This window comes from Streptomyces sp. NPDC003038 (genome assembly GCF_040611115.1).
In the GTDB taxonomy this organism is placed as follows: domain Bacteria; phylum Actinomycetota; class Actinomycetes; order Streptomycetales; family Streptomycetaceae; genus Streptomyces.
In genome coordinates this window covers 20,041-39,817 of the sequence record NZ_JBEXNN010000037.1, presented here as the reverse complement: position 1 = coordinate 39,817, position 19,777 = coordinate 20,041, and the positions used below count along the sequence as shown (strand labels likewise).

The 19,777-nt window shown below is 72.3% G+C and carries 19 protein-coding genes; 10 read left to right on the top strand and 9 right to left on the bottom strand.

Translation table 11 applies throughout. The features are described from left to right. Positions 1–8: 8 nt before the first annotated feature. Together ABZX75_RS29945 and ABZX75_RS29940 are read right to left on the bottom strand one after the other, a co-directional pair. Positions 9–1,424 carry a HAMP domain-containing sensor histidine kinase gene (locus ABZX75_RS29945; protein WP_355415986.1) on the bottom strand — a complete coding sequence of 472 codons (1,416 nt, stop codon included), beginning with the start codon at positions 1,422–1,424 and terminating at the stop codon, positions 9–11. 12 nt (positions 1,425–1,436) lie between these two features. Continuing rightward, the gene (locus ABZX75_RS29940; protein WP_355415984.1) at positions 1,437–2,153 is read right to left on the bottom strand and encodes a response regulator transcription factor; all 717 of its coding nucleotides are present in this window, start codon (positions 2,151–2,153) and stop codon (positions 1,437–1,439) included. 280 nt (positions 2,154–2,433) lie between these two features. Between ABZX75_RS29940 and ABZX75_RS29935 the strand changes: the two genes are divergently transcribed. The 8 genes from ABZX75_RS29935 to ABZX75_RS29900 all read left to right on the top strand — a co-directional run bounded on the left by ABZX75_RS29935 (position 2,434) and on the right by ABZX75_RS29900 (position 8,786). Continuing rightward, entirely contained in the window at positions 2,434–3,219 is a 786-nt protein-coding gene (locus tag ABZX75_RS29935) for an amino acid ABC transporter ATP-binding protein (protein ID WP_355415982.1), read from the top strand. Between the two features lie 118 nt (positions 3,220–3,337). Next, complete coding sequence (locus tag ABZX75_RS29930; protein ID WP_355415980.1) at positions 3,338–4,174, top strand: glutamate ABC transporter substrate-binding protein; 837 nt, start codon at positions 3,338–3,340, stop codon at positions 4,172–4,174. Positions 4,175–4,257: 83 nt separating this feature from the next. Then, positions 4,258–4,932 carry an amino acid ABC transporter permease gene (locus ABZX75_RS29925; RefSeq protein WP_355415978.1) on the top strand — a complete coding sequence of 225 codons (675 nt, stop codon included), beginning with the start codon at positions 4,258–4,260 and terminating at the stop codon, positions 4,930–4,932. Beyond that, a complete protein-coding gene (locus ABZX75_RS29920; RefSeq protein ID WP_355415976.1) occupies positions 4,929–5,831 on the top strand; it encodes an amino acid ABC transporter permease in 903 nt (300 codons plus the stop codon). The genes ABZX75_RS29925 and ABZX75_RS29920 overlap by 4 nt, the downstream gene beginning before the upstream one ends. A 164-nt stretch (positions 5,832–5,995) precedes the next feature. Continuing rightward, the gene (locus ABZX75_RS29915; protein WP_355415974.1) at positions 5,996–7,636 is read left to right on the top strand and encodes an FAD-dependent monooxygenase; all 1,641 of its coding nucleotides are present in this window, start codon (positions 5,996–5,998) and stop codon (positions 7,634–7,636) included. Between the two features lie 32 nt (positions 7,637–7,668). Continuing rightward, complete coding sequence (locus ABZX75_RS29910; RefSeq protein ID WP_355416016.1) at positions 7,669–7,755, top strand: putative leader peptide; 87 nt, start codon at positions 7,669–7,671, stop codon at positions 7,753–7,755. A 78-nt stretch (positions 7,756–7,833) separates the two neighbouring features. Beyond that, positions 7,834–8,403, top strand: a complete 570-nt coding sequence (locus ABZX75_RS29905) for a cysteine dioxygenase (protein WP_355415972.1) — start codon at positions 7,834–7,836, stop codon at positions 8,401–8,403. Continuing rightward, positions 8,400–8,786, top strand: a complete 387-nt coding sequence (locus tag ABZX75_RS29900) for a rhodanese-like domain-containing protein (protein WP_355415970.1) — start codon at positions 8,400–8,402, stop codon at positions 8,784–8,786. Before ABZX75_RS29905 ends, ABZX75_RS29900 begins: the two co-directional genes overlap by 4 nt. 127 nt (positions 8,787–8,913) lie before the next feature. Here the strand turns inward: ABZX75_RS29900 and recX are convergent, their stop codons facing one another. Continuing rightward, the gene (gene recX / locus ABZX75_RS29895) at positions 8,914–9,489 is read right to left on the bottom strand and encodes a recombination regulator RecX (protein WP_355415968.1); all 576 of its coding nucleotides are present in this window, start codon (positions 9,487–9,489) and stop codon (positions 8,914–8,916) included. A 3-nt stretch (positions 9,490–9,492) separates the two neighbouring features. Beyond that, positions 9,493–10,611, bottom strand: a complete 1,119-nt coding sequence (gene recA, locus ABZX75_RS29890; RefSeq protein ID WP_355415966.1) for a recombinase RecA — start codon at positions 10,609–10,611, stop codon at positions 9,493–9,495. Positions 10,612–10,824: 213 nt separating this feature from the next. Between recA and ABZX75_RS29885 the strand changes: the two genes are divergently transcribed. Continuing rightward, positions 10,825–11,598 carry a Clp protease N-terminal domain-containing protein gene (locus ABZX75_RS29885; protein ID WP_355415965.1) on the top strand — a complete coding sequence of 258 codons (774 nt, stop codon included), beginning with the start codon at positions 10,825–10,827 and terminating at the stop codon, positions 11,596–11,598. Here ABZX75_RS29885 and ABZX75_RS29880 read toward each other — a convergent pair. The 5 genes from ABZX75_RS29880 to ABZX75_RS29860 all read right to left on the bottom strand — a co-directional run bounded on the left by ABZX75_RS29880 (position 11,543) and on the right by ABZX75_RS29860 (position 15,032). After that, positions 11,543–12,640 carry an AI-2E family transporter gene (locus ABZX75_RS29880; RefSeq protein ID WP_355416014.1) on the bottom strand — a complete coding sequence of 366 codons (1,098 nt, stop codon included), beginning with the start codon at positions 12,638–12,640 and terminating at the stop codon, positions 11,543–11,545. The genes ABZX75_RS29885 and ABZX75_RS29880 overlap by 56 nt on opposite strands. A gap of 180 nt (positions 12,641–12,820) precedes the next feature. Beyond that, positions 12,821–13,015, bottom strand: a complete 195-nt coding sequence (locus tag ABZX75_RS29875) for a DUF3046 domain-containing protein (protein WP_355415963.1) — start codon at positions 13,013–13,015, stop codon at positions 12,821–12,823. A gap of 53 nt (positions 13,016–13,068) precedes the next feature. Beyond that, entirely contained in the window at positions 13,069–13,377 is a 309-nt protein-coding gene (locus ABZX75_RS29870; RefSeq protein WP_355415961.1) for an AzlD domain-containing protein, read from the bottom strand. Continuing rightward, a complete protein-coding gene (locus tag ABZX75_RS29865; RefSeq protein WP_355416012.1) occupies positions 13,374–14,090 on the bottom strand; it encodes an AzlC family ABC transporter permease in 717 nt (238 codons plus the stop codon). The genes ABZX75_RS29870 and ABZX75_RS29865 overlap by 4 nt, the downstream gene beginning before the upstream one ends. Before the next feature lie 21 nt (positions 14,091–14,111). Continuing rightward, positions 14,112–15,032 carry an AraC family transcriptional regulator gene (locus ABZX75_RS29860; RefSeq protein ID WP_355415959.1) on the bottom strand — a complete coding sequence of 307 codons (921 nt, stop codon included), beginning with the start codon at positions 15,030–15,032 and terminating at the stop codon, positions 14,112–14,114. A gap of 80 nt (positions 15,033–15,112) precedes the next feature. Here ABZX75_RS29860 and ABZX75_RS29855 point away from each other — a divergent pair, with 80 nt between their 5' ends. Further along, positions 15,113–19,717: a DEAD/DEAH box helicase gene (locus ABZX75_RS29855; RefSeq protein ID WP_355415957.1), complete on the top strand. Its 4,605-nt coding sequence runs from the start codon at positions 15,113–15,115 to the stop codon at positions 19,715–19,717. The last annotated feature ends 60 nt before the right edge of the window (positions 19,718–19,777 follow it).

Below are 19,777 nucleotides of genomic sequence, written 5' to 3'. Positions count from 1 at the left end.
GGCGACGGTCAGGAGGAGGTGTGGGGGGCGGTGCGCGGGACGGCCACCGTGACCCGCAGCCCGTGCGGCGGGTTCGTCTCGTACGAGAGGGACCCGCCGCCCGCGGTGAGCAGGGCGCGGGAGATCGACAGGCCGAGTCCGGAGCCCTTGACGTTCTGGTGGCGGCCGCTGCGCCAGAACCGGTCCCCGACGCGCAGCAGCTCCTCCTCGGTGAGGCCGGGTCCGCGGTCGGCGACGACGACGAGCACGGAGCGCCCCTCGGAGGAGACCGACACCTCCACCTCCTCACCGGCGGGGGTGAACTTGAGGGCGTTGTCGATGACGGCGTCGAGCGCGCTGGAGAGTGCGATGGGGTCGGCCCAGCCCGTGACGGCGGTCCGGCCCGTCTCGGTGAGCCGTACGCCCTTCTCCTGCGCGTACGGACGCCAGGCGGCCACCCGCTCGGCGGCCAGCGCCCCGACGTCGGTGAGACTGATCTCGGCGGAGGCGTGCTCGGCCAGCGCCAGGTCCAGCAGGTCGTCCAGGACCTGCGTCAGGCGCTTGCCCTCGGTACGCACGGAAGCGATCTCCTCGTTCCCCTCGGGCAGTTCGAGGGCGAGCAGTTCGATCCGCAGGAGCAGCGCGGCGAGCGGGTTGCGCAGTTGGTGGGAGGCGTCGGCGACGAACGCCCGCTGCTGCTCCAGCACCTCTTCGACGTTGTCGGCCATCTCGTTGAACGAGCGGGCCAGGCGTTGGAGTTCCGGGGGTCCGCCCGCGGCGGCGACGCGGGAGTTCATCCGCCCGGTGGCGATGCCGTGGGCCGCCGCGTCCAGCGTCCGCACGGGCTTGAGCACCCAGCTGGTCAGCCGCAGGGCCGCGCCGGAGGCCAGCAGCATGGCGGCGCCGAGCCCGCCCACGATGATCAGCCAGCCCCTGAGAATGCGGCCCCGCATCTGATCGGTGGGCGATTCGGTCGCGACGACGGCGACGACGTCCCCGTCGAGGACGACCGGGGAGGCGACGAGGAGCGTGCCGTCGCTCTGCCAGGGCCACACCTGGGCGGGGTCGTGGCTGCGCCGCCCGGCGAGCGCCTCCTCGAAGGCGCGGCGGTCCTCGCCCGCCTCCGGGAGCTGCCACCAGCCGGGGGCCCGCTCCATGGCGTTGTCGTCGCGGTAGAAGATGCCGACGCGGATGCCGTACAGCTCCTGGTAGCGGGCCAGTTCGAGCCGGAGGGTCTCGCGTCGTTCGTCGGCGCCGGTGGATCCGGAGCCCTCGGCGTCGATGACGAACTGGGCGAGGGCGGCGAAGCGGGCGCTGTCGTCGATCCGGTCGACCACCACGTGCTGCTGCTGCCCGGCGGCCAGGCTCACGGCGAGCGGGAAGCCGAGGGCGAGCAGCACGCCCGCCATCAGGACGACGAGCAGCGGGAGCAGCCGGGCGCGCACGACAGCGGCCCGCTAGGGGGCGGCCGGGGTGACGAGCCGGTAGCCCACCCCGCGGACCGTCTCGATGAGCGCGGGCAGGCCCAGCTTGGAGCGCAGCGAGGCGACGTGGACCTCCAGGGTCCGCCCGGTCCCCTCCCAGCTGGTGCGCCAGACCTCGCTGATGATCTGCTCGCGGCGGAAGACGACGCCGGGCCGCTGCGCGAGCAGGGCCAGCAGGTCGAATTCCTTCCGGGTGAGGGGCACGTCGGCGCCGTCGACGCTGACCCGGCGGGTGGGCAGCTCGATGCTGACCGGCCCGAGGCGGACCACGGCGGGCGCACCGGTCCCGTTGGCGGCGGCCTCCTCGGAGGCGCCGGTGCGGCGGGCGACGGCGTGGATGCGGGCGAGGAGTTCGCCGGTGTCGTAGGGCTTGACGACATAGTCGTCGGCGCCCATGTTCAGGCCGTGGATCCGGGACCGTACGTCGGCCCGCGCTGTCACCATGATGACGGGCGTGGCGGTGCGTTTGCGGATCTTGCCGCACACCTCGTAGCCGTCCTGGTCGGGCAGGCCGAGGTCGAGCAGGATCACCCCGTAGGGAGAGACGTGGGGCTGGGCGCCGGCGGGCAGCAGTGCTTGCAGGGCCTCTTCGCCGTTGCGTGCGTGGGTCACCTGGAAGCCGTGCCGGGCGAGGATCGCGGACAGGGCGGCGGCGACGTGGTCGTCGTCCTCGACGAGCAGCAGCCTCATGGCGCCGTCCCCCTTTCCTCTTCGTCCGCTTCGGTTTCCGTACAGATGATGACCACCCTGCATCCACGCCGATGCGGAGTCCCACGTCAAGGGGGTTCCGGTCCGGCGCGCCTTCCGTTATGCACCCGGTACGAGCACACAGGCACCACGGCCGGTCCGTGCACTGAGCGTATCCGGGCGAGGCCGGATCGTTATGCTCAATTCTCCCTCAGATGTGGTGACGATGTGCGCACTACGTCACTACTGTCCTCCCAACCGAGGAGGACGGAGCAAGAAGCCGATGAGCGGAGTATCAGTGACCAAGGACGTGCAGGACGCGGCCGGTGCCGCGGACGACCTGGTCGTACTGAGCAACGTCAACAAGCACTTCGGCGCGCTGCACGTGCTTCAGGACATCGATCTGAGCATCGCCCGCGGTGAGGTCGTCGTCGTGATCGGTCCTTCGGGATCGGGCAAGTCCACGCTGTGCCGGACCATCAACCGCCTGGAGACGATCGACTCGGGCACCATCACGCTCGACGGGAAGCCGCTGCCGGCCGAGGGCAAGGAGCTGGCCAGGCTGCGCGCCGACGTCGGCATGGTCTTCCAGTCGTTCAACCTCTTCGCGCACAAGACGGTGCTCCAGAACGTCATGCTGGGCCAGCTCAAGGTCCGCAAGATGGACCAGGCCGCCGCCCTGGAGAAGGCGAAGTCGCTGCTGGACCGGGTGGGGGTCGGCTCGCAGGCCGACAAGTACCCGGCGCAGCTCTCCGGCGGCCAGCAGCAGCGTGTGGCGATCGCCCGCGCGCTGGCCATGGACCCGAAGGTGATGCTGTTCGACGAGCCGACCTCGGCGCTCGACCCGGAGATGATCAATGAGGTGCTGGAGGTCATGCAGCAGCTCGCCCGGGAGGGGATGACGATGGTGGTCGTCACGCACGAGATGGGCTTCGCCCGCTCCGCGGCCAACCGGGTCGTCTTCATGGCCGACGGCAAGATCGTCGAAGAGGCCGTGCCGGAGCAGTTCTTCAGCAACCCGCGCAGTGACCGCGCCAAGGACTTCCTGTCGAAGATCCTGCACCACTGACGCTTCGGTCTGGTAGGCATCCGGTGGCGGATACCTGCCGGAACCGGCTCCGTCGGCGGTGCGCTCGTCGCACTCGTCGCTCGTCGTTCAAAACCGTCTCATCCGAGGGAAGTTCACCATGAAGGTTTTCAAGGCCGGTGCGGCCGCGGCCGTCGCCGTCACCCTTGCCCTGACCGCGACCGCCTGTGGCGGCGGCAGCGACAAGGGCGGTGAAGCCGGCGGCAACGACAAGCTCGTCATCGGCATCAAGTTCGACCAGCCGGGTCTGGGCCTGAAGAGCCCCGACGGCAAGGTCTCGGGCTTCGACGTCGACGTCGCCACGTACGTGGCGAAGGAGCTCGGCTACCAGCCGGACCAGATCGAGTGGAAGCAGGCGGTCAGCTCCGAGCGCGAGAATCTGATCTCGAACGGCGACGTCAAGCTGGTCGTCGCGAGCTACACGATCAACGACAAGCGCAAGGAGAAGGTCGACTTCGCCGGCCCGTACTTCCTGGCCCACCAGGACTTGCTGGTCCGCGCCGACGACACCTCGATCACCAAGCCCGAGGACCTGAACAAGAAGAAGCTCTGCTCGGTCGCCGGCTCCACATCCGCGCAGAACATCAAGCAGAAGCTGGCCCCCGACGCCGACCTCCAGCAGGCTCAGGGCTACTCCGAGTGCCTCACCGGCCTGGAGAACAAGGCCCTGGACGCGCTGACCACGGACAACTCGATCCTGGCCGGCTACGCCGCGCAGGAGAAGAACAAGGGCAAGTTCAAGCTGGTCGGCCTGAGCATGAGCAACGAGCCCTACGGCATCGGTCTGAAGAAGGGCGACAAGGAGCTCCAGACCAAGGTCAACGCCGCGCTCAAGAAGATGGTCGCGGACGGCGCCTGGGAGGCCGCCGTGCAGAAGAACTTCGGCCCGGCCGACTACAAGAGCGAGCCTGCTCCGCAGATCACCGAAGGCAGCTGATTCATCGGTGAGGGACGTCGCCGCCCGCCTGCCACGGGCGGCGGCGCACCTCACCGGCCATCCTGGGGAGAGCGCAGGGCATCGTGTTCGATTTTCTTAATTCCGGGCAGTACGACCTGCTCGGAGCCTTCTGGGTGACGGTTCAGCTCACCCTGTACTCGGCGGTCGGATCCCTGATCTGGGGAACCGTCCTGGCCGGGATGCGGGTCAGCCCGGTCCCGCTCCTGCGCGGTTTCGGCACCACCTACGTCAACGTGGTGCGCAACACCCCGCTGACCGTGCTGATCATCGCCTGCTCGCTGGGTCTGAGCCAGACGCTCGGCATCACGCTGGGCGGCGGCACCTTCAAGGAGACCGGTTTCCGGCTCGCGGTCCTCGGACTGATCGCCTACACCGGCACCTTCGTCTGCGAGGCGCTGCGCTCGGGCATCAACACCGTGCCCGTGGGGCAGGCAGAAGCGGCCCGCGCGCTGGGGCTGAGCTTCTTCCAGGTACTCACCCTGATCGTGCTCCCACAGGCCTTCCGGGCGGTCGTCGCGCCGCTCACCAACGTACTGATCGCACTCACCAAGAACACCACGGTGGCGGCGGCCATCGGCGTGGCCGAAGCGGCCCTGCTGATGAAGGAAATGGTCGAGAACGAGGCGGACGCGCTCTTCGCGGTCTTCGGCGTCTTCGCCCTCGGCTTCTGTCTGCTGACCCTGCCCACCGGCCTGCTGCTGGGCTGGGTGGCCAAGCGAGTGGCGGTGAAGCGATGACCTCCGTGCTGTACGACGCCCCGGGCCCCAAGGCCAAGGCGCGCAACTGGATCTACAGCGGGGGCTTCCTCGTCCTGTTCGGCCTCGCCCTGTGGTGGGTGCTGTCCGTCATGGCGGAGAAGAACCAGCTCGACGCCGACAAGTGGACCCCCTTCGTCACCGACGGCCAGATCTGGACGACCTTCCTGATCCCCGGCCTCCTGGAGACCCTCAAGGCCGGCGCGATCGCCATGGTGATCGCGATCCCGCTCGGCGCCCTGTTCGGCATCGGCCGGCTCTCCGACCACGCCTGGGTGCGGGTCCCGGTCGGCGCTGTGGTCGAGTTCTTCCGCGCCATCCCGGTGCTGATGCTGATGCTGTTCGGCTCAGCGTTCTACGTGCAGTTCACCGGCGTCTCCTCCGACATCCGGCCCCTGTACGCGGTGATCACCGGCCTGGTGCTCTACAACGCCGCCGTCATCGCCGAGATCGTCCGGGCGGGCGTGCTGTCCCTGCCCTCGGGCCAGACGGACGCGGCCAAGGCGATCGGCATGCGCAAGGGCCAGACCATGATGTACGTGCTGATCCCGCAGGCCGTCACGGCCATGCTGCCGGCCCTGGTCAGCCAGCTCGTGGTGATCCTCAAGGACACGGCGCTGGGCGGCGCGGTGCTCGGCCTCGCCGAACTGATGTCGATGAACCGGCAGATCTCGGCCAACTACAGCAACACCATCGCGACCCTCGTCGTGATCGCGCTGCTCTTCATCGCGGTGAACTTCGCCCTCACCAGCTTCGCCTCGTGGCTCGAGGGCCGGCTGCGCGCGTCGACGAAGAGCAGCGGCGCGGTGGTCGTCGTCGCCGAGATGGAGGACGTGGCCGGCGCCACGGCGAACCCGCCCGGCGGTCCTGACAAGCATTGACAGTGGCCTGACGTACGGTCAGTCATAGCGCGTAACCCGTGTGGTGCGGCGGAACTCTTCCGCCGCACCACACGGCGTTGTCCGGACCGGCGTCACTTGACGCAGGCACCTCCAGTGGGTTGCATACGTTCTGTGATCACATACCGGACATCGGGAGCCGCATCATGGACCCGGTGATCGTCGTCGGCGCGGGCCCCGTCGGACTGTCCCTGTCCCTCGCGCTGGCCGGCCAGGGCGTGCCCTCCCTCGTGCTCGACGAAGGGCCCGGCAAGGAGGAACCCCGGCCCGCCCGTACGGTCGTCCTGCACGCCGACACCGCGGCCATGGTGCACCGGCTGGGGTGTACGACGCTGCGCGACGAGGGCGCGTACTTCGCCGCCTGGCGCACCATGCGGCGACGGCAGCCCACCCAGCGGATCACCTTCGAGGACCACCCCGCCCCCCTGCACCTGCCGCAGCACGCCCTGACCCGCGGCCTGCGCGAAGCGGCCACCACGCACCCGCTGGTCCAGCTGATCACCGACAGCCGCCTGGACGCCGTCGAGCAGGACGGCCACGGAGTCACCGCCCACACCCGGGGTGCCGAGACCACGTGGTGGCGCGGAAGCCACCTGGTCGGCTGTGACGGCGCCCGCTCCACCGTGCGCAAACTGCTCGGCATCCGCTTCCCCGGCCGCACCGCCGTGGAACGGCACGCCGTGGCCGCGCTGCGCACCGAACTCCCCTGGCCCGGCGAGGCCTTGCTGCACCGCAGCCGGACGGACGGACTCTCCGAGGTCACCGCGCGCCCGCTGCCCGACGGGGTGTGGGGGCTGGACTGGCTGCTGCCGCCGCGCGGGGACCTGGTGACCCCCGACATGATGGTGACCCTCATCCGGGACAGCCTCGCGATGTGGTGCGGGGGCACGACGCCCCCGTACGACCTCCTCGACACCGGCGTCCACACCCTGCACCACCGCCTCGCCCGCCGCTGGCGCGACGGCCGCGCCTTCCTCGCCGGGGACGCCGCCCACCTGCTGGGCGCGGTCGGCACCCAGGGAGTGGAGGAGGGGCTCCGGGACGCCGAGAACCTGGCGTGGAAGCTGTCCCTCGCCTGGCACCAGGGGGCCTCCGAGGCCCTGCTCGACAGCTACGAGAGCGAGCGGCGCACCGCCGTCGCGGCCCGGCTGCGCGCGGCCGACCAGGCCGTGCCCGTGCTGCGCGGCGGGGGCGGGATCCGCGGCTACCTGCCCGGAGCCGGCCGCAGCGGTGAACTCCTGCTCACCGACGGTCACCTGGGGCGGGGACCGCTGGGCGCGGAGCCGACGTACGCCCCGCCGGTGGCCGTACGGGAGGTCCCGACGGCCACGGAGCCGGGCGGTCCGGTGGCGAACGTACCGGTGACCGCGCCCGACGGGTCGACCGTCCCCCTGCGCGACCTGCTGGGGCGCGGCCGGCTGCTGGTGGTCCTGGTCGCTCCCGGCACCGGGGTCTGGGACCGGCGCCACTGGCTCGGCGCCGGGCTGATGCCCCGCCTCGCGGCGGCCGTGAGCGCCCTGCCGGTGCGCACGGATCTCGTGGTCGCGGACGGCTACCCGGGGGCGCCGGCGCACACCGTCCTCCTCGTCCGGCCCGACGGGCACCTCGCGGCGACGTTCGCGGGGGTCCGCCCGGCGGAGCTGTACGAGGCTGCGGACTCGGTCCGCGCGGGCGCGCCGGAGCCGTTCGCGCCGCCGGCCGCCAGGCCCGGAGCGCAGCCCGGAGCGCCGTCCGCCGCGCAGCCCGGGGCGAAACCGTCCACGACACCTACCGCCGTGGTCGATTGACCCCCTCCGCCCGGTCGTGGTTCACTCCGCGCATGACCGGCAACGACGTACGCCTGTGGCGGAGGGTCCATATGGACCTGCTCCGCTACGCGGGCTGCGTGTGTCGCTCTTCCTGCTGATTCGCCTTTCCCCCCGCGCGCCCCGTGCCCTCACCTGCCTGCGCGCGCTTCCGCGAACCCCAGGAACGGTCCTCTCCCATGTCCGCATCCCCGCGCGCCCGTACCTCTGCTGCCGCCGCTCCCCCTGCCCCTGCCGCCGGCGCTGTGGTGGCCGGTGGGCCCAAAGCCGCCGAACTGCTCGACTTCGCCCTCCGGACGGCGGCCGACCCCGACGTCGTCGGCTCGCTGCCGCTCGACCCGCAGGGCCGCACCTGGATCCGGCTGGACGGCCCGGCCGGCGGCGAGGCCTGGCTGATCGGCTGGCCGCCGGGAACCGGCACCGGCTGGCACGACCACGCCGAGTCGCGGGGCGCGTTCGCCACCGCCCGGGGCCGGCTCACCGAGCACTCGCTGTCCGTACGCCTGCCCTCGGAGGGCTGGCAGTCGCTGCGCCTCGCCCCGGCCGTGGACCGCAGGCGCAGCCTGCGTGCGGGCACCGGGCGGGCCTTCGGGCGGCACCATGTGCACGAGGTCGTCAACGAGTCCCCGGTCGCGCACGCGATCTCGGTGCACGCGTACTACCCGCCGCTGCCGCTGATCCGCCGCTACAGCCGCAGCGGTCCCGTGCTCACCCTGGAACACGTCGAGCGTCCGGCGGACTGGCAGTGAGCGCCCGGATCGGCATCGACCAACTGTTGGAGCGGGTCCGCGCGACCTACACCCGCGTCACGCCGCAGGAGGCCTACGCCGCCTCCTCCCACCACGGCGCGCTTCTCGTGGACATCCGCTACCAGGCCCTGCGTGAGCGCGACGGCCTGATCCCGGGCGCGCTGGTGATCGAACGCAACGAACTGGAGTGGCGCATGGACCCCGGGGGAAGTCACCGTGCGCCGGAGGCGACGAGCCACGACCTCCAGGTGGTGGTGATCTGCAACGAGGGCTACGCCTCCACCCTGGCCGCGGCCTCGCTGCACGCCCTGGGCCTTCGCCGGGCGACGGACCTGACCGGCGGCTTCCAGGCCTGGAAGTCGGCGGGCCTGCCCGTTTCCTGAGGGACTGTGTCCGTCGAGGCGGGGGGTGGCCGCGCTCAGGCCGCCCCAGGGTGCGGCCGCCGGCCCCGGGGAGACGGCCGCGGAACGGCGGCCGTCACTCCCCCAGGTACCCCGGAACGCCTGTCCCCTACTGGTCCTCGCCCTCGTACTGGTCCTCGCCCTCGTGCGCGGCCTCCGCCTCCAGCGCGCGGCGGACCACCCTCAGGGCCATGCCCTCCGGGTACCCCTTGCGGGCGAGCATCCCGGCGAGGCGCCGGATCCGCTTGTCCCGGTCCAGGCCCCGGGTGGCGCGGAGCTTGCGCTCCACGAGTTCCCGGGCGGTCTGCTCCTCCTGTTCGGAGTCCAGCAGTTCCAGGGCCTCTTCCACGAGGGTGGCGTGCACCCCCTTGGTCCGCAGCTCCTGCGCGAGCGCCCGGCGGGCCAGGCCCCGGCCGCGGTGCCGGGACTCGACCCAGGCTCCGGCGAAGGCGGCGTCGTCGATCAGGCCCACTTCCTCGTACCGGGAGAGGACCTGCTGCGACACCTCCTCGGGGATGCCCCGCTTGTCCAGGGCGTCCGCGAGCTGGCGACGGGTGCGAGGGCTCCCGGTGAGCAGGCGCAGGCAGATCGCCCGCGCCTGCTCCTCGGGGCTCTGGGGCGGCAGCTCCTGACGGCCTTCGCGACCGCCTCGCTTCTCACCGCCGCCCCTTTCCTGCTCCCGCACGGGTCAGCTCTTGGCCACGGCGGCCTTGGCCGTCGTCTTGGCCTTCGGTGCCGGGGCGGGTACGGCCGCGGCGTCGGCGGGCGCACCCGCCGCGTCGGTGGTGGCCTCTGCGGTGGCGGCGTCCTTGCGGACCCCCACGCCCAGCTTCTCCTTGATCTTCCGCTCGATCTCGTCGGACAGGGCGGGGTTGTCGCAGAGGAACTTCCGCGCGTTCTCCTTGCCCTGGCCGAGCTGGTCGCCCTCGTACGTGTACCAGGCGCCGGCCTTGCGCACGAAGCCGTGCTCGACGCCCATGTCGATCAGGCCGCCCTCACGGCTGATGCCGTGGCCGTAGAGGATGTCGAACTCGGCCTGCTTGAAGGGCGGCGCGACCTTGTTCTTGACCACCTTGACGCGGGTGCGGTTGCCGACCGCGTCCGTGCCGTCCTTGAGGGTCTCGATGCGGCGGATGTCGAGGCGTACGGAGGCGTAGAACTTCAGCGCGCGGCCACCGGTGGTGGTCTCCGGCGAGCCGAACATCACACCGATCTTCTCGCGGAGCTGGTTGATGAAGATCGCGGTGGTCTTGGACTGGCTGAGCGCACCGGTGATCTTCCGGAGCGCCTGGCTCATCAGGCGGGCCTGGAGACCCACGTGGGAGTCGCCCATCTCGCCCTCGATCTCCGCACGCGGCACCAGGGCCGCCACGGAGTCGATGACGATCAGGTCGAGGGCACCGGAGCGGACGAGCATGTCCACGATCTCCAGCGCCTGTTCGCCGGTGTCCGGCTGGGACAGGATGAGGTTGTCGGTGTCGACGCCGAGGGCCTTCGCGTACTCGGGGTCGAGCGCGTGCTCGGCGTCCACGAAGGCAACGGTGCCGCCGGCCTTCTGCGCATTGGCCACGGCGTGGAGGGTCAGGGTCGTCTTACCGGAGGATTCCGGCCCGTACACCTCGATCACACGGCCGCGGGGCAGCCCGCCGACACCGAGGGCGATGTCCAGTGCGGTCGACCCGGTGGGGATGACCTCGATGGGGTCGTTCGGCTTGTCGCCGAGGCGCATGACCGCACCCTTGCCGAATTGCCGTTCAATCTGTGCGAGCGCGGCGTCGAGAGCCTTCTCGCGGTCGGTGCCTGCCATGGGTTCCACCCGGTTTGCTTGAGTCGATCGCTTCACGCCATTGACGCTAATGCCTGCCACTGACAATGCGCCCCACGACCGGTTCGGCTGTGGATAACTCATCAGAATGGATGTTCGATTTTCCTGTCAAGCGCACCACGCCCCACCCCCCGGGCAAGGCGAGTGACAACCCAGGGTTGACACTCTTCCGACTGTCAACCTACGGTTGCATTCATGACGAACCCTTCAGTGGAACCCGTTCGCATGACCAACCCGGTACGCCTCGACGACCTCATCGAGGCCATCAAGAAGGTCCACCCCGACACCCTGGAGCAGCTCAGCGGCGCCGTCGTCGCCGCCGAACACCTCGGTGACGTGGCGGACCACCTCATCGGCCACTTCGTCGACCAGGCCCGTCGTTCCGGCGCCTCCTGGACCGACATCGGCCGGAGCATGGGCGTCACCCGGCAGGCCGCCCAGAAGCGCTTCGTCCCCAAGGCCGACAAGGCCGGCGACAAGGGCGACGGCGCCCTCGACCCCAGCCAGGGCTTCGGCCGGTTCACCCCCCGCGCCCGCAACGTCGTCATGGCCGCGCAGAACGAGGCCCGCGCGGCCGGCGGCACCGAGATCCGCACCGAGCACCTCGCGCTGGGCCTGCTGGCCGAGCCCGAGGGCTTCGCGGCGCTCGCCCTGCGCGCCCAGGGGGTCTCCGCGGAAGGCGTACGCGCCGCCGCCCTCGCGGCCCTGCCCCCGGCGCAGGCCCACGTCCCCGACCTCATCCCCTTCGACGCCTCCGCGAAGAAGGCCCTGGAGCTCACCTTCCGCGAGGCCCTGCGCCTTGGCCACGACTACGTCGGCACCGAGCACGTCCTGCTCGCGCTCCTGGAGCTGGAGAACGGCGAGGGGCTGCTCAGCGGCCTCGGCGTGGAGAAGGCCGGCGTCGAGGCCACCGTCAGCGAAGCCTTGGCATCCGTACTCGGCGTCGCCACGGACGACGGCCGGCCGTAGAAGCGTGCGCGTCCTCCGTCAGCTCGTACCGCTTCACGTACGCGCCGAGGAACGCCTGCAGCGTGGCGACGGCCGGAATCGCGATGAGCGCCCCGACCGCGCCCAGCAGGGCGGTACCCGCGACGACCGAGCCGAAGGCCACCGCCGGATGGATGTCCACGGTCTTCGAGGTCAGCTTGGGCTGGAGGACGTAGTTCTCGAACTGCTGGTAGACCACGACGAATCCCAGTACGTACAGCGCGTACCAGGGGTTGATCGTGAAGGCGATCAGCATCGGCAGCGCGCCCGCGAGGTAGGTGCCGATGGTGGGGATGAACTGGGAGACGAGCCCCACCCACACCGCCAGCGCCGGCGCGTACGGCACGCCGAGGACGGCCAGCAGGATGTAGTGGGCGGCGCCGGAGATCAGCGCCATCAGCCCGCGCGAGTAGAGGTAGCCGCCCGTCTTGACGACGGCGATCTCCCAGGCGCGCAGCACCTCGGACTGCTTCGCGGGCGGCAGTACGGAGCACAGCGCGCGCCGCAGCCGCGGCCCGTCGGCGGCGAAGTAGAAGGAGAACAGCGCGATCGTCAGCAGCTTGAACAGTCCGCCGAGCACGGTGGCGGACACGTCGAGCACGCCCGTCGCGCTGTTCTGTACATAGCTCTGCAGCCAGTCGGAGTGCAGCAGGCTGTCCTGGATCTGCAACCGGGACAGGTCGGTGTTGAAGGTGCGGTTGATGGAGACGATCACCGAGTCGAGGTAGCGCGGGAAACTTCCCACCATGTCGACGATCTGCCCGGCGAGCATCGAGCCGAGCAGGACGACGAAGCCGACGCTCGTGGCGAACACCAAGAGGAACATCAGGAAGGTGGCGAGTCCGCGGCGCATGCCGCGGGCCGCCATCCGGGAGACGGCCGGTTCGATCGCGAGCGCGAGGAAGAACGCGATCAGGATGTTGACCAACAGCCCGATCAGCTGGTGGAAGGCCCAGCTGCCGAGCTGGAAGCAGGCGACGAGGGCCAGTACGAGGACCACCGCACGCGGCAGCCAGCGCGGCATCCGCGCATCGTCCCCCGCCGGGGCGGCGGCGCGGTCGGCGGGTGGGCCGTCCGCGGGCGGTTCGGCGGGTGCGGACGGTGCGGGTTCGGGCCGGTCGGTCGTCTCATCAGTGGCTGCCACGCTGACAAGTCTGGCCCACCGGCCGCCGGTACGGCGAAGCAGCGGCCCGCGGACGCAGCCTCAGCGGAGCGAGGCCGGCACGTCCATGGCGGAACACACCGCGCGCCACACGTCCTTGGCCTCCCAGCCCGCTTCCAGCGCCTGGTGGACGGTCCGCCCGCCCAGGTCCGTCATGACGTGGTCCCGCGCGAAGGAGTCCGCGTAGGCCGCACCGAAGTACTCGGCCATCCGCTCCCAGAAAATCGTCAACCGCATGCCTCCAGTATCCCGCCCCGGAGAGTGCGCTCCTCCAACGCCGGCCGCGGGTGCTACCCGCCCAGGGCTCGTACGCCCGCGGTGACCACCACCGCCGCGGCGACGACCACCAGGAACGGGGCGCGCAGCAGCAGCGCCAGCCCGGCGGCGGCGAGCCCGGCGGCGCGGGCGTCCAGTACCAGCTCGGGCCCGGTGCTGAAGGTCTGCTGCGCGGTGAGCGCGGCGAGCAGCGCGACGGGCAGCAGGGCGGAAAGCTTGCACACCACCGGTCGCTCCAGCGCGCCGGCGGGGACGAGCAGCCCGGCGAGCTTGACGGCGTAGCAGCCGGCGACGGTGAGCCCGATCGCGATCCAGACGTTCACGAGCGGCGTCCCTTCATCCACAGCACGGCGGGCGCGGCGAGCGCGGCGATCAGTACGGGCACTCCGGCGGGCAGCACGGGCAGGAAGCCGAGTCCGAGGACGAGCGCGAGGGCGGCGACCGCCCGCTCGGTGGAGGTCTTCAGCATCGGCGCGAGCAGGGCCAGGAACACGGCGGGCCCGGCGGCGTCCAGGCCCCACGCCGCGGTGTCGCCGATGGCCTCGGCGCCGAGGGCGCCCAGCAGGGTGGTGAGGTTCCACAGCACGTAGAGGCTGAGTCCGGTGACGGCGAAGCCGAGCCGGGCCGCCTTGCGGTCGGGCTGGGCCAGCGCCACGGCGGTCGTCTCGTCGATCACCCAGTGCGCGGCGAAGGGCCGCACCGCGCGCGGCAGCGCGAGCAGCTGGGACAGCCGCAACCCGTAGAAGGCGTTGCGGGTGCCGAGGAAGAAGGCGCCGGCGGCGGCCGTGAAGGGGTTCCCGCCCGCCGCGAGTGCTCCGACCAGGGCGAACTGCGAGGCTCCGGTGAAGACGAGCAGGCTCAGTACGCAGGCCTGCGCCACGCTGATGCCGGAGCCGGCCGCCGTCACCCCGAACGCGAACCCGGACAGCCCGACGGCCACCCCGACCCCGAGCGCGTCCCGCACCACGGCGGCGCGCGGCCGCGCGGCCGGGGTCTGCCGTATGCCGGGTTCTCGTTTCCCTGACGCCGTCACCATCTGTTCTCCCACCCGCCGAAGCTAGGCGGGGCGGGTGGGAGCCGTCTTGTACGTTCTTGCGCGCCCGCGGTCGTCGGGTGGTGCCGGAGGCGTGTCCGTTGCCCGACCGGCGGTCCGTCCGCGCCGGTACGCGCCCGGCGGCACCCCCACGATCCGTGTGAAGTGCCGGTTCAGGTGGGGCTGATCGGTGAAGCCGACGGCGAGGGCCGCCTCCGCCGGCGGGGTGCCCGCGTCCAGCAGGCGGCGCGCCCGCCGGACGCGGGCGTCGGTCAGCCAGGTGTGCGGCGGCATCCCGTACCGCTCGCGAAACGCCCGCAGCAGGGCGAACGGGCTCGTCCCCAGTCCCGCGGCCAGCTGCTCCAGCGACGGCGGGTCGGCCATCCGTTCCTCCAGGACGGCCCGGGCCGCCGCCGCGTCGGCGGCGGCCGCGCCGCGCACCGTACGGGTGGGCAGGGGCCCGGCGTGCCGCTCCAGCATCCGCGCCACCGCACCCCGCAGGAGCGTGTCGGCGGCCAGCGCGTTCCCGGCCTCGGCGGCCCGGTGCACCTCGGTGATCACGTGCGAGGCCTGCGGGTCGGCGACCATGTCGGCGGTGAAGCCGGGGGTTCCGCGCAGCGTGCCGATCTCGGCGGCGACCTCGGTGATCAGCTCCCGTGAGGGATAGAGGGTGGCGTACGCCCAGCCTTCCGGAACTCCGGCGCGGGCGGTGTGCGCGACCTCGGGGTTGATCAGGATGACGCTCCCCGGTCCGGCCCGTACCGTCCCGCCCGGCAGTCCGACCTCCTCGACGCCGCCCGTGACGGCGGCGATGACGTACCCGTCGTGCGCGTGGCGCGGAAAGGTGTGGCGTACGTAGTGGGCGCGCAGCAGGTCCAGCCCGGGCAGTTCCGCGTACCGCCAGTGCCGCGCCCACTCCCGACCGCGCCCGCCGTCCGTCCCCATCCCCCCATTCTGCGCCCCGCCGGACTGGGGTGTTCTCGCAGGTCCGGCCCGTTGTCAGTGCCGGGGTGCACGATGGGGGCATGGCCGGCTCCGCGCTCGAATCGTTCTCCCCCGCGACCCGCTCCTGGTTCACGGGGGCCTTCCGTACGCCCACCTCCGCGCAGGAGGGCGCCTGGGAAGCAATCGGCGAGGGCTCCGACGTGCTCGTGGTGGCGCCCACCGGCTCCGGCAAGACCCTGGCCGCCTTCCTCGCCGCCCTCGACCGGCTGGCGTCGACCCCGCCGCCGGCGGAGCCGAAGAAGCGCTGCCGCGTGCTGTACGTGTCCCCCCTGAAGGCCCTCGCCGTCGACGTGGAGCGCAATCTGCGCAGCCCGCTGACCGGGATCCGGCAGGAGTCCGTCCGCCTCGGGCTGACCGAACCGGAGATCCGGGTCGGGATCCGCTCCGGAGACACCCCGCCCGCCGAGCGGCGCTCGCTCGCCAACCGTCCGCCGGACATCCTCATCACGACCCCCGAATCACTGTTCCTGATGCTGACCTCGGCGGCGCGGGACGCCCTCGCCGGGGTCGAGACGGTGATCTTGGACGAGGTGCACGCGGTCGCCGGGACCAAGCGCGGCGCCCACCTCGCGCTCTCCCTGGAGCGGCTCGACGAGCTGCTGCCGCGCCCGGCGCGCCGGATCGGGCTGTCGGCGACGGTCCGGCCGGTGGACGAGGTGGCCCGGTACCTCGCGCCGCGCGGCAAGGTGACGATCGTCCAGCCGCCGTCGGACAAGGAGTTCGACCTGTCGGTGGTCGTCCCGGTGCAGGACATGGGCGAGTTGGGCGGCTCCCCGGCCACCGAGGGCCGCGAGGGCGGCGACAAGCCGTCGATCTGGCCCCATGTGGAGGAGCGCATCGCGGATCTGGTGCAGGCGCACCGCTCCACGATCGTGTTCGCCAACTCCCGGCGCCTCGCCGAGCGGCTGTGCAACCGGCTCAATGAGATCGCGTACGAGCGCGCCATGGGCGAGAAGCTGCCGGAGGGATCGCCGCCGGCCGAGATCATGGCCCAGTCGGGCGCCGCGCAGGGCGCACCGCCCCTGCTGGCGCGCGCGCACCACGGCTCGGTGTCCAAGGAACAGCGGGCGCTGGTGGAGGAGGACCTGAAGGCGGGCCGGCTGCCCGCCGTGGTCGCCACCTCCAGCCTGGAACTGGGCATCGACATGGGCGCGGTGGACCTGGTGGTGCAGGTGGAGTCCCCGCCCTCGGTGGCCTCCGGGCTCCAGCGGGTGGGCCGGGCCGGGCACCAGGTGGGCGCGGTCTCCACGGGCGTGGTCTTCCCCAAGTACCGCGGTGACCTGGTGCAGGCGGCCGTGGTCACCGAGCGGATGCGGACCGGGTCAATCGAGTCGTTGCGCATCCCGTCGAATCCGCTGGACGTACTGGCGCAGCAGCTGGTCGCGATGGTCTCGATGGACACCTGGCAGCTGGACGACCTGCTGGCCCTGGTGCGGCGGGCGGCGTCCTTCGCGGCGCTGCCGGAGTCCGCGTTCACGGCGGTGCTGGACATGCTGGCGGGCCGCTATCCGTCGGACGCGTTCGCCGAGCTCAGACCGCGTGTCGTCTGGGACCGCGTCGCGGGCACCATCACGGGCCGGCCGGGTGCCCAGCGCCTCGCGGTCACCTCCGGCGGCACCATCCCGGACCGCGGCCTCTTCGGCGTCTTCCTCGCCGGCTCGGACCCGAAGAAGGGCGGCGGCCGCGTCGGCGAGCTCGATGAGGAGATGGTCTACGAATCCCGGGTCGGGGACGTCTTCACCCTCGGCACCAGCTCCTGGCGGATCGTGGACATCACCCGCGACCGCGTCCTGGTCACCCCCGCCCCCGGGGTGCCGGGGCGGCTGCCGTTCTGGAAGGGCGACCAGCTGGGCCGTCCGCTCGAACTGGGCCGCGCCGTCGGCGCGTTCCTCCGCGAGCTGGGCGGCCTCACCGAGGAGGACGCGCGGCTGCGGCTCCTCGCCGCCGGCCTGGACGCGTGGGCCTCGGACAATGTCCTGGCGTACCTCGCGGAGCAGCGGGAGGCCTGCGGCCACGTGCCGGACGACCGGACCATCGTCGTCGAGCGGTTCCGCGACGAGCTCGGCGACTGGCGGGTCGTCGTCCATTCCCCCTTCGGCGCCCAGGTGCACGCCCCGTGGGCCCTCGCCCTCGGAGCCCGCCTCGCCGAGCGGTACGGGATGGACGCGCAGGTGATGCACGCCGACGACGGCATCGTGCTGCGCCTCCCGGACGCCGACCTGCTGAGCATGGACCTGCTCGACCACGCCGCGCCCCGCCAAGACGTCGCGGGGGCGCCGGCGTTCGAGTTCGACGACGAGCAGGCACCCCTGGGCGCGGCCGATGTCGCCTTCGACCACGGCGACATCAGCCAGATCGTCACCGACCAGATCGGCGGCTCGGCCCTCTTCGCCTCCCGGTTCCGCGAGTGCGCGGCCCGCGCCCTGCTGCTGCCGCGCCGCAATCCGGGCAAGCGCACCCCCCTGTGGCAGCAGCGCCAGCGCGCCTCCCAACTCCTCCAGGTGGCTTCGGAGTTCGGTTCCTTCCCGATCGTGCTGGAAGCCGTACGGGAGTGCCTCCAGGACGTCTTCGACGTCCCCGGCCTGACCGAGCTCATGGGCGACATCGAGGCGCGCCGCGTCCGCCTCGTCGAGGTCACCACCCCCGAGCCCTCCCCCTTCGCCCGTTCCCTCCTCTTCGGGTATGTCGCCCAGTTCCTCTACGAGGGCGACTCGCCCCTTGCCGAGCGGAGGGCGGCGGCGCTCTCGCTGGACTCCCGCCTGCTCGCGGAGCTGCTCGGTCAGGCGGAGCTGCGCGAGCTGCTGGACGCGGAGGTACTGGAGGAGCTGGAGCGGGAGCTCCAGTGGCTGACCGAGGACCGCCGGGCCAAGGACACCGAGTCCGCGGCCGACCTGCTGCGCCTGCTGGGCCCGCTGACGGAGGCCCAGCTGGCCGAGCGGGGGGCGGACCCCTCATGGGCGCACGAACTGTCCGCGGCCCGCCGCGCCATCCGGGTCCGGATCGGCGGCGAGGATCACTGGGCGGCGATCGAGGACGCGGGCCGGCTGCGGGACGCGCTGGGCACCGCGCTGCCGGTCGGAGTCCCGGAGGCGTTCACCGAGCCGGTCAAGGACCCGCTGGGCGACCTCCTGGCCCGGTACGCGCGCACGCACGGGCCGTTCACCACGACCGCCGTCGCCGCCCGCTTCGGCCTGGGGACGGCCGTCACCGAGGGCGCCCTGCACCGGCTCGCGGCGGCCGGGCGGGTGGTCCAGGGCGAGTTCCATCCCGCGGGCATCGGCCAGGAGTGGTGTGACGCGGCGGTGCTGCGCAGACTCCGCCGCCGTTCGCTGGCCGCGCTGCGCCAGGAACTGGAACCAGTCCCCCCGGCTTCGCTGGCCACCTTCCTCCCGCAGTGGCAGCACATGGGCGGAGCGCTGCGCGGCATCGACGGCCTGGCCCGCGCGGTCGAGCAGCTCCAAGGCGCCCCGGTCCCGGCTTCGGCGCTGGAGCGCCTGATCCTCCCCTCGCGGGTGGCCGGCTACTCGCCGGGCATGCTGGACGAACTGACGACGACCGGTGAGGTGGTCTGGGCGGGCGCCGGAGCCCTGCCGGGCAAGGACGGCTGGATCTCCCTCTACCTGGCGGACGCCGCCCCGCTGCTCCTGCCCCCGGTACACCCCCTGGAGCTCACCCCCCTCCACCAGGCGCTGCTGGACGCCCTGTCGGGTGGCTACGGCCTGTTCTTCCGCCAGCTCACCCAGTCGGTGCGCGAGCGGTGGCCTGAGGCCACGGACATGGAGCTGTCGGAGGCGGTGTGGGACCTGGCGTGGTCGGGCCGCCTCACGAACGACACCCTCGCCCCGCTGCGGTCCCTGCTGGGCTCGGGCCGCACGGCGGGGGCGACGGCCCACCGGGCGAGGCGTACCGTCCCCCGCGGCCGGTACGGCACGCTGAGCTCCACCGTGTCCCGCACCGGCCCGCCCACGGTCTCCGGTCGTTGGTCACTCCTGCCGGCCCAGGCCCCCGACCCCACCCACCGGGCCCACGCCCTGGCCCGCACCCTGCTGGACCGGCACGGGGTGGTCACCCGGGGCGCGGTCGCGGCGGAGGGGGTGGAGGGCGGTTTCAGCGCGGTCTACCGCGTCCTGTCGGCCTTCGAGGACAGCGGGCAGGCCCGCCGGGGCTATGTGGTCGAGGGGCTGGGCGCGGCCCAGTTCGCGATGGACGGCGCGGTGGACCGGCTCCGGGCGGCGGAGCGGACCCCGCCCCCGCTGGCGGCGGTGGTCCTGGCCGCGGCCGACCCGGCGAACGCGTACGGTGCCGCTCTGCCGTGGCCGGATCCCCCGGCCGGGGCCACCCACAAGCCCGGCCGCAAGGCGGGCTCCCTGGTGGTCTTGGTTGACGGCGAGCTCACTCTGTACCTGGAGCGCGGCGGCAAAACCCTCCTGGCCTGGCCCCCGCCGGAAGACCCTCGCCTCACGGCAGCCACGGCAGCCCTGGCGGCGGCCTCCCGCGCGGGCACACTCCCCTCCCTCACGGTGGAACGGATCAACGCCGCCGCGGCCCTCACCTCCCCCCTCGGCCCGTCCCTCGAATCGGCAGGCTTCCACGCCACCCCCCGCGGCCTCCGCCTCCGCCCGTAGCCCGGCCCGTCCGCGCCCGGCCGCCCGAAGACGCCTGCTCCCCCCCCCCGGCCACGGGGG